The 14,108-nt window shown below is 67.0% G+C and carries 13 protein-coding genes and 1 tRNA gene; 5 read left to right on the top strand and 9 right to left on the bottom strand.

Going from position 1 to position 14,108, the window contains the following annotated elements; all coding sequences use genetic code 11:
• The first annotated feature begins 393 nt into the window (after positions 1-393).
• Both CAP40_RS09100 and CAP40_RS09095 read left to right on the top strand, forming a co-directional pair.
• Positions 394-1,482, top strand: a complete 1,089-nt coding sequence (locus CAP40_RS09100) for a sensor histidine kinase (RefSeq protein WP_256924096.1) — start codon at positions 394-396, stop codon at positions 1,480-1,482.
• The gene (locus CAP40_RS09095) at positions 1,479-2,093 is read left to right on the top strand and encodes a response regulator transcription factor (protein WP_086129042.1); all 615 of its coding nucleotides are present in this window, start codon (positions 1,479-1,481) and stop codon (positions 2,091-2,093) included. Before CAP40_RS09100 ends, CAP40_RS09095 begins: the two co-directional genes overlap by 4 nt.
• Positions 2,094-2,297: 204 nt before the next feature.
• Here CAP40_RS09095 and CAP40_RS09090 read toward each other — a convergent pair whose 3' ends face one another.
• The 4 genes from CAP40_RS09090 to CAP40_RS09080 all read right to left on the bottom strand — a co-directional run bounded on the left by CAP40_RS09090 (position 2,298) and on the right by CAP40_RS09080 (position 6,487).
• A complete protein-coding gene (locus tag CAP40_RS09090; protein WP_086129041.1) occupies positions 2,298-4,586 on the bottom strand; it encodes a TonB-dependent receptor in 2,289 nt (762 codons plus the stop codon).
• Between the two features lie 257 nt (positions 4,587-4,843).
• Positions 4,844-4,981: a hypothetical protein gene (locus CAP40_RS20430; protein WP_179188010.1), complete on the bottom strand. Its 138-nt coding sequence runs from the start codon at positions 4,979-4,981 to the stop codon at positions 4,844-4,846.
• A 331-nt stretch (positions 4,982-5,312) separates the two neighbouring features.
• The gene (locus CAP40_RS09085) at positions 5,313-5,999 is read right to left on the bottom strand and encodes an anti-sigma factor (RefSeq protein WP_086129040.1); all 687 of its coding nucleotides are present in this window, start codon (positions 5,997-5,999) and stop codon (positions 5,313-5,315) included.
• Positions 5,996-6,487: an RNA polymerase sigma factor gene (locus tag CAP40_RS09080; RefSeq protein ID WP_086129039.1), complete on the bottom strand. Its 492-nt coding sequence runs from the start codon at positions 6,485-6,487 to the stop codon at positions 5,996-5,998. Before CAP40_RS09080 ends, CAP40_RS09085 begins: the two co-directional genes overlap by 4 nt.
• A 48-nt stretch (positions 6,488-6,535) precedes the next feature.
• Here CAP40_RS09080 and CAP40_RS09075 point away from each other — a divergent pair, with 48 nt between their 5' ends.
• Together CAP40_RS09075 and CAP40_RS09070 are read left to right on the top strand one after the other, a co-directional pair.
• Positions 6,536-7,798, top strand: a complete 1,263-nt coding sequence (locus CAP40_RS09075; RefSeq protein WP_086129038.1) for a S8 family serine peptidase — start codon at positions 6,536-6,538, stop codon at positions 7,796-7,798.
• Between the two features lie 111 nt (positions 7,799-7,909).
• The gene (locus tag CAP40_RS09070) at positions 7,910-8,767 is read left to right on the top strand and encodes a hypothetical protein (protein ID WP_144034293.1); all 858 of its coding nucleotides are present in this window, start codon (positions 7,910-7,912) and stop codon (positions 8,765-8,767) included.
• A 284-nt stretch (positions 8,768-9,051) separates the two neighbouring features.
• On the opposite strand, the gene CAP40_RS09065 is transcribed toward CAP40_RS09070, so the two are convergent.
• From CAP40_RS09065 to CAP40_RS09050, 4 genes are all read right to left on the bottom strand, one after another.
• Positions 9,052-9,128 (bottom strand) — tRNA-Met (locus CAP40_RS09065).
• A gap of 54 nt (positions 9,129-9,182) precedes the next feature.
• Positions 9,183-9,695 (bottom strand): 2'-5' RNA ligase family protein, encoded by a 513-nt coding sequence (locus CAP40_RS09060; RefSeq protein ID WP_086129036.1) that lies wholly within the window; start codon positions 9,693-9,695, stop codon positions 9,183-9,185.
• A complete protein-coding gene (locus CAP40_RS09055) occupies positions 9,692-11,581 on the bottom strand; it encodes a potassium transporter Kup (protein WP_086129392.1) in 1,890 nt (629 codons plus the stop codon). Before CAP40_RS09055 ends, CAP40_RS09060 begins: the two co-directional genes overlap by 4 nt.
• A gap of 231 nt (positions 11,582-11,812) precedes the next feature.
• On the bottom strand, positions 11,813-12,283 hold the full coding sequence (locus CAP40_RS09050) for an Lrp/AsnC family transcriptional regulator (protein ID WP_086129035.1): 471 nt from the start codon (positions 12,281-12,283) through the stop codon (positions 11,813-11,815).
• 137 nt (positions 12,284-12,420) lie between these two features.
• Here CAP40_RS09050 and ald point away from each other — a divergent pair, with 137 nt between their 5' ends.
• Positions 12,421-13,527, top strand: coding sequence for an alanine dehydrogenase (gene ald, locus CAP40_RS09045; protein ID WP_086129034.1), 1,107 nt, complete (start codon positions 12,421-12,423; stop codon positions 13,525-13,527).
• Between the two features lie 55 nt (positions 13,528-13,582).
• Here the strand turns inward: ald and CAP40_RS09040 are convergent, their stop codons facing one another.
• The gene (locus CAP40_RS09040; protein WP_086129033.1) at positions 13,583-14,089 is read right to left on the bottom strand and encodes a GNAT family N-acetyltransferase; all 507 of its coding nucleotides are present in this window, start codon (positions 14,087-14,089) and stop codon (positions 13,583-13,585) included.
• Positions 14,090-14,108: the final 19 nt, after the last annotated feature.

Genomic DNA, 14,108 nt, shown 5'->3' with positions numbered 1-14,108 from the left:
AGGCTGGCACGGCAATGGCGGAGGCGGACGACCCGAGGGATCCGGGCCGCCGCCCGACCCCTCGTGGCGGGCGCTTCTGGCTCGGCTGGTCGCCTGGGCGATGGCCACCGGCGCGATCCGCTTGCTTGCGATGGCCGCAATGCTCGCCCGGCACGGAGCGCTCTCCCGGCGACAATGGCTGCATGCCTCGCGGTTCTGCCACCGGCTTCAGCTGGCGGCGCTCGGCATACTGCGCCGGAGCGGATGAACATGCGAGCGGGCTTTCCAGGGCGTCGCCGCAGCGGGCAGCGCAGAATGATCGACGGCAGGCGATCCGCGCGGCATAGGGAAGGAAGTCGACACGCAAGAAACAGGCATACCCGAAGGCTCCGCGATGAACTCAGGCACAATGTCGTGACGCGACGGCTCGGGAGCGGCCTGGAGCGCGGAAGGGCGGTCAGGATCGCCCTGCTGGTCGCCGCCATCGCCGCGATCTTCTTCGTCGATACCGTGACCAACTATGCCATTGCGGCGGCGGTATTCTACGTCGCCGTGATCCTGCTCGCCACACGCTGGATGCGCCCCCGGTCGGTCGTCGGCCTGGCATCGGCCTGCGGGGCGCTGACGGTGCTCAGCTTCACGCTCACCCATTCCGGGCTGTACGAGGTCGGCATCATCAACACCGGCATCAGTCTCGTCGCGATCGCGGTGACCACCTATCTCTCGCTCAAGCTGGTCGCGGCGGAGGCCGCGATCCACGACGCGCGCGAGCGGCTCACGCGCATCGCCCGGGTGACCAGCCTCGGGGAGCTTACCGCCTCGATCGCGCACGAAGTGAACCAGCCGCTCGCCGCGGTGATGACGAGCGCTGGGGCGTGCCGGCGCTGGCTGGCCACCGATCCGCCCAATATCGAAAAGGCCGAGCGCGCCGCCGAGCGGATCGCCGCCGAAGCCAGCCGCGCCAGCGAGGTGATAGCGCGCGTGCGGGGCCTTGCCAGCGGCAAGGCGCCGATCCGGGCGGCATTCGATCTCGGCACCCTGGTGCAGGAGATCGTCGGGCTGGCGCGCGGACAGATCGATCGCAACGACATATTGCTGCGGCTCTACCTGCCGGAAGACCTCCCCCGGGTTTTCGGCGATCGGGTGCAGGTCGGCCAGGTCATCGGCAATCTGCTGCTCAACGCCATCGACGCCGTGATGGCGGATCCGGCACGCGGGCATGAGATAGAGGTGATCGCTTCCCGCACCCAGGGCGGGTCGAGCGTTACCCTCGAGGTTGCCGATTCCGGCATCGGCTTTCGCGGGCAGGAAGCGGAGCGGCTGTTCGATGCCTTCTGGACGACCAAGCAGGACGGCATCGGGCTCGGGCTCACCATCAGCCGAGCGATCGTCGAGGCCAATGGCGGCCGCATCTGGGTCGAGGAAAGCGAGCTGGACGGTGCGGCCCTGTTGTTCACCCTGCCGGTCGCGCCCGCCGACGGCGAAGAGGAAACCGGCGCATGACCGATCCCGAATCCCCGATCGTCTATATCGTCGACGACGACGGCGCGGTCCGCGAGGCGCTGGAGGATCTGCTTTCCTCCGTCGCACTGGGTTCACGGTCGTTCCCCTCCGTGCAGGAATTCGTCGGCGCGGCGCGCGCGGATGCCCCGTCCTGCCTCGTGCTCGACGTGAGGATGCCGGGGCATAGCGGGATGGCGTTTCTCGCCCATATGGCCGAGTGCGGCATCGCCATGCCGACGGTGATGATCACCGGCCATGGCGACATCGCGATGAGCGTTCGCGCGATGAAGGATGGCGCGATCGAGTTTCTCACCAAGCCGTTTCGCGACCAGGATCTGCTCGACGCGGTCAATCGCGGTATCGAGATCGACCGCACGCGCCGCGCGACGGCGGCGGAAACACGGCATGTGCGGCAATTGTGGGAAGCGCTCTCCCCGGGCGAGCGTGAAGTGGCGCGGCTGGTGGTGCGCGGATTGCTCAACAAGCAGGTCGCCGCCGAGCTCGGACTGAGCGAGATCACCGTGAAAGTCCGTCGCGGCCACATGATGCGCAAGATGGAGGCGCGGACGCTGCCCGATCTCGTCCGCGCCTTTGATCGCATCCACGCCTAGGATTGGCCGCCCTCGCCGCGATGGACCGCGTGATGGATGCGGGCGTGTTCGGCATCGATCCATGCCTGCACCTTCGCCGCGAACGGGCGGTTTCGGCGACGGGGGAGCGCCGCCTCCAGCCGGATGAGCAGCCACAAATACAGACGAAGCCACAGTCGGACCGAGGCATGAGAATGATCTGATGGCATCATTTTCCTCCCACGGTCAGATTCTGGCGTTGATGCTGAGCAGGAACTGGCGGGGAGCGGAACGCATGAAGGTCTGATAGTCGCCGGAAACCGAATAACCGCCGATACCCACCGACCCGATATTGTTGCGGTTGAGTGCGTTGTTGGCGTCTATGCGGAAGGTTAGTTCCGGCAGGCGTCCAGACTTCGGCAGGCGATAGGAAGCGTGCGCGTTCACTTGCCAGTAATTGGGTACATAGATGTCGTTGGTGTAGGTAAAGGGATTGTCGAGATAGAGGGTGCTCGTCGCGCCCGCATCGAAGCGGCCGTGCTTCACCCCGATCTGCGTGACCAGCGAGACGCCCGGATAGCCCGGCTGGAAATGGCCCTTCAGCGGCGTGACGTCCCCGGCCAGGACGAGATCGCTCCGGTAGCGAAGCTTGCTGACCGAAACCGATTGCGAGATATCCAGCCAGGCGAAGGGCTTCATGCCGATGATCGCATCCGCGCCGACCAACTCCGACCGCGGCACGATCCCGACGGTGCGCACCGGATTGAATTGCGGGCCGCTCGTTCCGTTCAGCAGGCGATTGAGGATGATCCCGTAATATGCGTCGAGGCTGATGCTGACCGGGCCGAAACGGCGATAGCCGCCGACAGTGAAATTCCAGTCCTTCTCCGGCTTCAGCGTGCCAAGCGCAGCATCGAACAATTCCTGGCTGTCGGCCGCCCAGGCCGAGGACACCGGGCCGATATTGCCGCGCGGGGAAACACGATAGCCCACCGCCGTCTTGGCGATATCGAGATAGAGGGCAGTGCGCGCGTTCGGTCGCCAGTCGATCGACAGCCGCGGCAGGAACAGATCGGTGGTCGCCAGCCGCCCGTTCGGCGCGCGATCGGGGCCGATACCGCCGCCGTCGGTCGAAAAGCCCACTGCCTTGAATCCGGCGTCGATCGTCAGCGTCTCGCTCGGCTTGAAGACGTCGCGGACATAGGCCTGGAACGAATGGGTCTTCCAGCGCGAATCATTGGCGATCTGGAATGCCGGCCCATAGACATCGTACGGCCCGGTCGCTCTGAGCGGCGCGCCTTGCCCCGGCATCGGCTCGTTGTACGAGGCAAAGCGCGAGGTCGAGGAGACGCGCTCGATCCAGGCACCGGCGGAGAGGATATGGCGGTCCCCCTTCCAGGTCAGCTCGATCGTACCCCCGAAACGCCGTGGTCGCGTTTGCCATACCTGCGCGGAAAAGGGTGCGCCGGTTTGCGAGGGCGTCGAGACATCGGCAATCTCGATGTTCGACTTGCTGATCGCGGCATAGCCCATCACGCTGCCCGAGAGCCGGTCGGTCAGATTGAAGCGATGTGTGAGGTTCCCGACGAAATCGTCGGTCGCCTGCCCCGTGTCATAGGGGATGAGCGATGCCAGCTCGCCACAGCTATAGGCGCCGCAGGAGCGCCCGGCATTCTCGGGCGATGCGACGAACACCGCGCGCGCATAATCGGGATAGGAGATGTCGGTCCCGTTCCAACCGAGCTTGGACAGCATGTCGAACGAGGTGTTGTTGTAGCCCCAGATCTCCGCACGGGCGAAAGAGAGGAATGCGGTGAAATCGCCCCATGGGACGTCCTGAACCAGCTTCGCGTTCGCGCGCAGCATATATTGCGTGCCCGCGCCGGTATATTTGTCCTTCGAGATCCGCTCGATGCCGAACAGCATGCGCGGCCCTGCCTCGCCGATCCGGCCGGTGTTGACGGTGGCGCTGGTCACGAAACTGTTGTTGCCGCCGAAGCCCTGGGTGACGTCCAGCGCGAATTGCGGCTTGGGATCGGCGATCGAATAGCGCATCTCGCCACCGTTCACGGTGTTCGAGAAGGTGCTCACGCCCGCCGAGCCTGGAGAGATATTGACCGAGGCGATGTCGGTCGCGACACCGATGTTGAGCGGGGCGGTGCCGGTCACGCTGCCATAGCTGCCGTCGTTGAGCGGAATGCCCTCGAAGGTGATCGCAAGTTCGTTCTGGCGGAAGCCGCGGACCAGCAGGAACCCGTCCGAGAGATCGAGGCCATAGGCATCGGTGGAAGTGAAGGTGACGCCCGGGAGGTTCTTCACCAGCGCCAGCGCACTGGTGCCCGACAGCACGTCGGACCAGTCGCTCTTGGTCAGCGCGTAGCCGCCGGTGTCGAGCGGGTGCATGGCGCCGGAAGGCTCTCGGCGGGTCGCCGTGACGACGATTTCCGCGGCCGGCGGCGCTTCGGTATCCGGCGTGGCGGCGATATCGGAAGTCTGCGCGCGGGCGGGCGACGCCATGCTGGCAAGCAGGGCCATGGCGAGCGCGGATGTGGTGCAGCCGAAGTGGGATTTCGGGAATCGGATCACGGGAATCGCTTTCTGAAGATAGGCGCACTTCCTCTCCCCCGCCGGCGAAGCAGCGGGACGTGGCGCGCGATCGGGAAGGTTTCTTGCTCGGCAACGACGCGGCTGCGCGATCGGTGCGGCTATCGTCGGCGCCGCCCCGGGCGGCCGACCGAATGGTCAGAGTTTCATCCTTGCCTCCTCGGGAGCAGCCCGGGAGGCGACAGCGATCAGCCCGCCGCCGGCACCGCCGCGTCGAGGTCTCTCGATCTGCCGCCATCCCGATGCTGGTCGGGGCCGAGCGACGCGGGGCAAGGCACGTGCCTGCCCTCGCAATCGCCCGACGGATTGCCGGTTCGCGGGTTCATCAGATCCCCTTGGTCGCACAGGCACGGGGCAAGCCGTTCGACCGCCCCTGTCCTGCACCGCGGACTATTCCGGATGATCGGTATGGTTCAACGCTACGATGGTATAGCTGCGCTATCGAGCGACCCGCGCACCTTCGCCGGCGCGCGCGGCCTCTCTTGCTGTCGGAGGCGATATCCGGTCGATCAGGATCGCAAGCCGGCCGACAAGGCGGCTGCCCAATTTGCGGCCAGCCCGGGCAACACTGCCTTCATCGCCAGGCAACGCAACGATGCCGATCCTGTACTGGTCGCGCATTGCCGGACGCAGCCAAATACGCCGCCTCGCACGGATTCATCTCCATCCGGAAGCCCGAGCCCGGGCTTCCATCGTGGCATCCAGCGGAGCGCCCGCCATCATCTCCTGCGCCGCCGCCATCACGGCCGCGCCGGTGGAGCCTGCCTGGACATAGTCGGTCTTCGCCACGACACCGCCCGCACGGGTCTGGCGGAGGCTCCAGCCCTGCCTGTCATGACAGGCGATGCCCTCCGCGGCTTGCGAGACGAAGACGCGGCAATAGCTGCCGCCGGCGTCGCGGAAGCTAACGGGCACCTGGACCGCCCCCCGGTCGGCGGCAAGCTGGCCGTCAAGCGCAACGGCAAGCGTGCCGGCGGCGTAGAGCTGGCCCCCCCGGGTTTGCACCACGCCCCGGTCCGGCAGGCCATGCCCGATGGCGAAGCCGAGTGCGAGCGACGCTGCCACCGCCCCCCCCCAGCGCATCCATGCAGGCATGCGCGCGGCGGGCGCGCCCACCGGAAGCTCGATCACATTGGTGCGCAGCATCGCGGCAAGCCGATCGGGAACGGGCTCTTCCGCCACCGGTGCGAAATGGCCGCTCAGCCGGGCACGCAGCGCGCGATGGCGAGCGACCTCCACGCCGAGCGCCGGATCCTCGGCGATGGCGCGCTCCACGCGCCTGGCCTCGAGCGGGCCCAGCTCGCCATCGGCATAGGCCATCAGCATTGCGGGATCGATGCTCATGCCGCTTCTCCCAGCTGCGCCATCAGCGCCTGTCGCCCGCGCACCAGCCGCGAAGTCAGCGTGCCCATCGGCACGTCGAGGATCTCGGCGGCCTCCTTGTACGCAAGCCCTTCGATCAGCACGAGCGCGACGGCCTCGCGCTGCTCGTCGGGCAGCATGTGCAGCGCTACGTCGATCTCGTTAAGGGCCACGCGTGCCTCGGCTCCGCCATCCGCGCCGACCCCGAGCCCGGCATCGGGATCGACGAACGTCTGCGCCGCGCGGGCCCGGCTGCGGGCGGTGTCGATCCAGCTGTTGCGCATGATCCGGTACATCCAACTGTCCATCCGTGAGCCAGGCTGCCAGGACGCGCGTGCCAGCAGCGCCTTCTCCAGCGCGACCTGGCACAGATCGTCGGCGTCGGCAGCATCGCGGGCGAGGGCGCGGGCAAAGCGCCGCAATCGCGGCAGCAGCGCCAGCAGGTTTTCCTCGAAAGCCGCCAAACTCAGTTCCTCTTGTCTGTGGATGAAACGGACGGCGGGCGACGTTTAATCCACATGATCTTCATTTCGTGCAAGAAGGACGCGGCAATGCGCGGCACATGGCACTGGATCGGGCTGATTTCGCTGGCGATAGCGCTGCCCGCGCGCGCCCAGCTCACGCCGACCCTGCCGTCGCTGCCCTTGTTACCAAGGCCGGTGCTGGACCGCGTCGGGCAAGACCTCGAGCGCCTGACAGGAAACATGGCGCAGCAGCTCGACGATGTCCGGCGCGCCGCCGCGGCCCGGCTGGTCCGCGAGCATCCCGATCGCATCGCGCTCGATCCCGATGGCTTTCCCGCCCGCGCCGGGGAAGTGATCGTCGACGATCCCGACGACGCGCTGATCGGGAGGGCAACCGCCAGGGGCTATGGGGTGATCGCGCGCGAGGAAGTGCTCGGCGTCGGCTTCGCACGCCTCTCGGTGCCGCGCGGGCGCTCGCTGGGGCAAGCGATCCGCGAGCTTCGCAAGCTCGGCGGGCATGAGGTGAGTGCCGACCAGCTCCACACGCCGAGCGGAGCGGTCCCGAACCGCGCGACACCAGTGAATATCGGCGATGGGCCCCTGGTCGGCGTGATCGACGGCGGCGCGGCCGGCGCTGCGCTCACATCCGGCTTTGCCGTCGGCGCCCCGCGGGCCAGTGATCACGGCACCGCCGTCGCTTCACTGATAGCAGGTGCCGGCGCGGTGCGCGGTGGCCTGCCCGGCGCGCGGATCGCTTCGGCCGATGTCTATGGCAGCGACCCCGCCGGCGGCAACGCAACCGCCATCGCACGGGCGATCGGCTGGATGGCCCAGAACCGCGTGAGCGTGGTCACGATCAGCCTGGTCGGCCCGGCCAATCCCATGCTCGAGCGCGTGATTGCAGCGGCACAGGCACGTGGAACGGTGATCGTCGCCGCGGTCGGCAATAACGGCCCGGCCGCGCCGCCGGCCTATCCGGCATCCTATGTCGGGGTGATTGCGGTGACCGGCATCGACGGACGCGGTCGCCCGCTGATCGAGGCGGGACGCGCCGGCCATCTGGACTATGCCGCGCCCGGTGCCGACATGCTGGCGATGGGGGCCGGCGCGCGCGCCATGCGCGTACGCGGCACCTCCTTTGCCGCTCCCTTCGTCGCAGCGACGATCGCGCGCTTCTATCCGGCACCCGATCCCGCCGGCCTGCGGGCGGCGATGGCCAAGGTCGACGCACAGGCACGCGACGCCGGACCACGCGGCACGGACAAGCTCTATGGCCGCGGCGTGTTGTGCGAGGCATGTCGCACGCCAGCACAATGAGCTGATTTCATTATGAAAAATATGGAATCCGATTTTTTCGCCACGCTCCGGGATTAAACGCGATCCCGCCACCGTTCTCCCGATGTCAGTGGATTCTTTGGGAGAATGGAAATGATCAAGCTTCTCGGCACCAGCGCCTTCCTCGCCCTCGCCCTCGCGACGGCCCCGGCCTCGGCGCAGATCCTCGGCGGCGGTGGTGGCCTCGGCGGCAGCCTGGGCGGCAATATCGGCGGCTCGGGCATGGGCACGCTCGGCGGCATGATCGACAGTTCGACGCGTCGCTTGCCGACTGCCAGCGAAACCACCGGCAATCTGCGCGGCACATCGCACTCGGAGAGGAGCGTCGATGCCCGCAAGGGCCGTGTGAAGGCGTCGAACGAAAGCGCGCTCGATACGACCGTGGCAGACAGCGCCCGGATCGGCGACCGCACCATCGGCGGCAATGGCTCGGCCTCGGGACGCGCGAGCGGGAGCGCCGATGCCCAGCTGATCGGCACGGATGCGATGCGCGAGACGGCGCGCAATGCGGCCGGCCGCACCCGCGACACCGTCTCGAACGCTCGAGACCGGGCCGCCGCGACAACCGATCGCGTCCGCGATACCGCCGGCAACACTGTCTCGCGGGTCCGCAATGCGATGCCGAGCACCGACGGCGCCTCGGCAGCCGTTTCGGGAGCCGCCAATGGTGCCGGCTCGCTCGGCAACGGCGGTTTGGCGCTTGCCGGCTCGGCGGCGGCCAGTGGCAACGGCGCCTTCCCGGTCTCGGTCGGCATGCCGGTCACCGATGCGAAGGGCAAGCTGATCGGCACCGTCCAGTCGGTCCGCACGGCCGCGCGCGGCAAGGTCGAGCAGGTGCTGGTCAAGGTGCGGGACAAGACCGCCACGCTGCCCGCCGCGAACTTCACCGGCTCCGGCGACGCCCTGATCTCGGCCATGGGCAAGGGCGAGATCAACAAGACCGCGGAGTGATGGGCAAGGGCGGTCCATCCGGACAGCAGGATCGCGCATGCCCACGGCGCGCCCGGCACCAGCCGGGCGCGCCGCAACATGCGGGTTTCCGGGGCAACGACAAGCGCAAATCGGCCGACAAGGTGGAGGCGCCCTCGCCTACCCCCAGTGGTGGCATCAAGGCATTGGCCGGCCGCAAGCGACCGACAAATGTTGTTATATTTCAGTTGCTTAATTAGGTTTCCGATGGCGACGACGCAGCGCCCACGTCAGGAAACCATCTATTTCCAATGGCTTGCCAAGAATGGTAGCGGAGGAGGGACTTGAACCCCCGACACGCGGATTATGATTCCGCTGCTCTAACCAGCTGAGCTACTCCGCCCCAAGAGGCTGTCGCCGAAGCGAGGGGGCCCAATAGGTCCGCCCTCCTCTCAGGTCAAGCGAACATGTGACGCGAATGCATTTCCCATGGTCCGCCGCGATAATGCCAGCTCGCCAGCCCCGCGATTTCCACTTCCCGGGCGGTGAAATCGCGCGCCAACGCGGCCAGCACCGCCTTGGCGAGCACCGGCCGCACCTTGTTCTGGATGGTGACGTGCGGACGCCAGCGGCCGGCATCCTGGGGCGTCAGCAGCCCGGTGAACGCATCGACGAGCCCTTCGCGGATCGCCACCAGCTCGGGTGCCTCGATTCGATAGGCGACGCCGCCGCCCAGCGACATCAGCCCCGTCACCCTGGCCCGCGGCGCACGCACGCCGCGGGTCTCCACCGCAAGCCGGTGCTTGAGCTCCTCCGCCACCGAGGGCGGCAGCTGGTGGAACAACGTCAGATGCGCATCGAGCACATTCCGCTCGGGCGGATAATGCGCACGGCGCAGCGCGTTGAACCAGGCCTGGTCCTGGCGCCCGAACAGCGCGGTGACGACCAGCGGCGCCGGCCGCTCGCTCAAATCTCCACCTGGCTGCCCAGCTCGACCACGCGGTTGGTGGGCAAACGGAAGAACTCCATCGCGCTTTCCGCGTTGCGCAGCATCCAGGCGAACAGCTTCTCGCGCCAGATCATCATTCCGGGCCGCGCCGAGGGCAGCAGCGTCTGGCGCGCGAGGAAGAAGCTGGTCTCCATCATCTTGAACTCGGCGCCGCAGGCGTTGACCGACTTGAGCGCCGCGGGAACGTCCGCCTCCTGCATGAAGCCATAGGCCAGGATCATGCGGTGGAAGCCCTTGCCCAGATCCTCGATCATCATCCGATTCTCGTCGGAGACATAGGGCACGTCCTTGATCTTCACGGTGAGGAGGATCACCCGGTCGTGCAGCACCTTGTTGTGCTTGAGGTTGTGCAGCAGCGCATGCGGCACGCCTTCGGGCGTGGAGGTCATGAACACCGCGGTGCCGGGCACCCGGGTGGCCGTGGTGGCGGCGGAAGTGATGAAGATCTTGATCGGCATCGCGCTCTCGCGCAGCCGGTTGATCATCAGTTGGCGGCCCTTCGACCAGGTCGTCAGCAGCGTGAACACCACGAAGCCGACGAACAGCGGGAACCAGCCGCCATCGGGCACCTTGGTCAGGTTCGCGGCGAAATAGGCCAGGTCGACGGTGAAGAACACCGCGAGCAGCGGAATCGCATAGCGCTTCTTCCACTTCCACAGCCCGAACAGCACGACCGCGAGCAGGCAGTTGTCGATGAACATCGCGCCGGTGACGGCGATGCCATAGGCGGCGGTGAGGTTCGACGAGGTCTGGAACACCAGCACCAGCAGGATCACCATGATCATCAGCGCCCAGTTGATGAGCGGGATGTAGATCTGGCCGGCAGTGGCGGCGCTGGTATGCTCGATCCGCAGGCGCGGCACGAAGCCGAGCTGGATCGCCTGCTGGGTGACCGAAAAGGCGCCGGAGATCACTGCCTGCGAGGCGATGACGGCGGCCATCGTCGCCAGGATGACGAGCGGGAACTGCAGCACCTCGGGCGCGAGCATGTAGAAGGGGCTGCGCAGCGCCGCATGCCCCTCGCGCATCAGCAGCGCGCCCTGCCCCATATAGTTGAGGATCAGCGCCGGCAGCACGAACCACAGCCAGGAGATGCGGATCGGCTTGCGCCCGAAATGGCCCATATCGGCATAGAGCGCCTCGGCGCCGGTCACCGCCAGCACGACCGAGCCGAGCGCCAGGAAGGCCCGCACCGGATCCTCGGCGAAGAACAGGAAGGCATGGTGCGGCAGCAGCGCGTTGAGGATCGTCGGCGTCTGGACCAGGCTGAGCGTGCCGAGCGTCGCGATCGTCAGGAAATAGAGGAGCATGATCGGCCCGAACAGCGTGCCGACCCGCGAGGTACCGGTCCGCTGGATCGAGAAGAGCAGCACCAGGATCACCACCGCGATCGGCAGCACCAGCCTGCCGAAGCCCGGCGCGGCGACGGCGAGCCCCTCCACCGCGGACAGCACCGACACCGCCGGGGTGATCATCGAATCGCCATAGAAGAGCGCGGTGGCGAACACGCCGAGCAGCACGATCCCCTGCGTCCAGCGCTTGGGATTGCCGCTGCTGCGCGAGATCAGCGCCAGCAGCGCCAGGCTGCCGCCCTCGCCCTTGTTGTCCGCCCGCATGATGATCGTGACGTACTTCAACGTCACCACCACCATCATCGACCAGAACATCAGGCTGATCACGCCCATGATGTGGAGCGTGTCGAGCGCGAGCTTGTGATGCCCGTCGAACGTCTCGCGAAAGGCGTAGAGCGGGCTCGTGCCGATATCGCCGAAGACGATGCCGATCGCGCCGATCGCGAGCTTCCACGTCGCGTCATGGCTGTGGGCATGCGCGGCGGGCGCGTCGATCTGTGCCGGAGCCGACTCGGCGGCTCCCTCGGAAGGGGTGTTCACGGGCGCGGGTGTCGCGTCAGAGAGGAAACGGACCTGGTCATGCGACCTGCGTTCTCGATCTTCAAAGTGCGCGGGCGGTTAGCACGCGCAGCATCGGCAATCAACGAATGTCGTTACGCCGAGGTGGACGTGCAAGGGGTCGAACGGTTCCCGGGCTGCGACCGCACCGCTGATCCCGCAGGCCGGTTACCGCCCGCCCCCGAACAGTGCCTCCGCCTCGCTGCGCGTCGGCACGGCGCGCAGCACGAAGCTGGAATTGATCGTCACCACGCCGGGCAATCTCCCCAGATGCTCGCGGTGCAGACGCTCATAATCGTCCAGGTCCCGCGCGAGGACCTTCAGGCGATAATCCTGCCCGCCCGAGACCAGCGCGCATTCCACCACCCCGTCGATCTGCGCCACCGCCGCCTCGAACCGCGCCAGATCCTCCTCCACCTGCGTGCCCAGCGTGATGTCGACCAGCGCGGTGATCCGGAAGCCGAGCCGGCGATGCCCCAGCCGGGCCCCATAGCCCTGGACATGGCCCGACGCCTCCAGCGCCTGGATCCGGCGCGTGCAGGCCGACTGCGACAGCCCCACCTGTGCGGCGATGGCGCTCACCGGCGCTCGCGCATCGGCGGCCAGCGACTTGAGGATAGCTGCGTCGATCCTGTCCATGTTGCATGGATAGCCGATTTCCGTGCCCGTTGCAGCAATTCCATGCACGCAATGCACATCCCTGTCATATCTTTGCAGGGATTCCCCGCCCGCCATGCTATATTCTGCGCGCCAATAGCATTCATGGAGAGGTTCCCATGCGCATCGGCGTTCCCAAGGAAATCAAGAATCACGAATATCGCGTCGGCCTGACCCCGGCTTCGGTCGCCGAGCTGGTCCATGCCGGCCACGAAGTGCTGGTCGAGACCAAGGCCGGCACCGGCATCGATTTCGACGACGAAGCCTATGTCAAAGTCGGTGCGAAGATCGCGCCGGACGCCGCCGCGGTGTTCGCCGGCTCGGACATGATCGTGAAGGTCAAGGAGCCGCAGCCCCAGGAAATCGCGCTGCTCGAGCCGCGCCACATCCTCTTCACCTATCTCCACCTCGCCGCCGACAAGCCCCAGGCCGAGGGCCTCATGGCCTCGGGCGCGACCTGCATCGCCTATGAGACGGTGACGTCGAACTCGGGCGCGCTGCCCCTGCTCAAGCCGATGTCGGAAGTCGCCGGCCGCATGTCGATCCAGGTCGCGTCGCACTATCTCGAGAAGGAACAGGGCGGCCGTGGCGAGCTGCTCGGCGGCGTGCCGGGCGTGGCGCCGTGCAAGGTCGCGATCCTGGGCGGCGGCGTCTCGGGCATCAATGCGGCGCAGATGGCCACCGGCCAGCGCGCCGATGTGACGATCTACGACATCAACAACGAGCGTCTGGCCGAGCTCGACATGCATTTCGGCAGCCAGATCAAGACGGCCTATGCCAGCAAGGCCGCGATCGCCGAGGCGGTGAAGACCGCGCAGGTCGTGATCGGCGCGGTGCTGGTGCCGGGCGCCGCTGCGCCGAAGCTGGTGACGAAGGACATGCTCAAGACGATGATGCGCGGCTCGGTGCTGGTCGACATCGCGATCGACCAGGGCGGCTGCTTCGAGACCAGCCACGCCACCACGCACGACAACCCCGTCTACGAAGTCGACGGCGTGATCCATTATTGCGTCGCCAACATGCCGGGCGCAGTCGCCCGCACCTCGGCCTTCGCGCTCAACAACGCGACGCTGCCGTTCGTGCTCAAGCTGGCGAACCTCGGCGCCGAGGGCGCGATGAAGGCCGACAAGCATCTCGCCAACGGCCTCAACGTCTACAAGGGCAAGATCGCGTTCAAGGCTGTCGCCGACGATCTCGACCTGCCCTACCAGGCCTGGGCCGGCTGATCGCGCCTCGAACAGGATCGCGAGCCGGGGAACGCCCGTCGTTTCCCGGCTCGTTTCATTCGGGCGCGGGGTCCCGACCGCGATCGAGCTGCTTGACGTAGAGAATGGTCGTGAAGCCGCTGTCCCATTCCTCGTCGGGATAGCGCGCCTGTTCGGCATAGCCGCGGCCGAGATAGAATGCCTGGCTGGCGACGTTGAAGCTGTCGGTCTCGAGGCGCGCCGCCGCGAAGCCCTCCATGGCCATCGCGCGCTCCGCGCAATCCATCAGCAGCCTGCCGATTCCCCGTCGCCGATGGTCGCCATGAACATGGAGGCCCTCGACGAAATCGCCCTGCCAGTGCACGAAACCGGCGACGACGCCTGCGATCTCCGCGACGCGGAACGCCTCGAGGCTGTCCTCGACATAGCGTGCCCCGCGATCCTCGGCGCGATAGCGCGCCGCGGCGGCCGACGTCAGAGCCGGCAGCCAGGTGCTCTCGAAACTGTCCTGCAAGATGGCCTTCAGGCGCGGCGCATCCCCTGCAAGCGCGGGGCGAATCCGGATGGGCTGGTTGATGCTCATGGCGGTGCGCTAGCGCGGC

Origin of the sequence: Sphingomonas sp. IBVSS2 (genome assembly GCF_002127225.1) — a bacterium.
Taxonomy (GTDB): Bacteria; Pseudomonadota; Alphaproteobacteria; order Sphingomonadales; family Sphingomonadaceae; genus Sphingomonas.
This window is presented reverse-complemented; position numbering and strand designations above follow the sequence as displayed.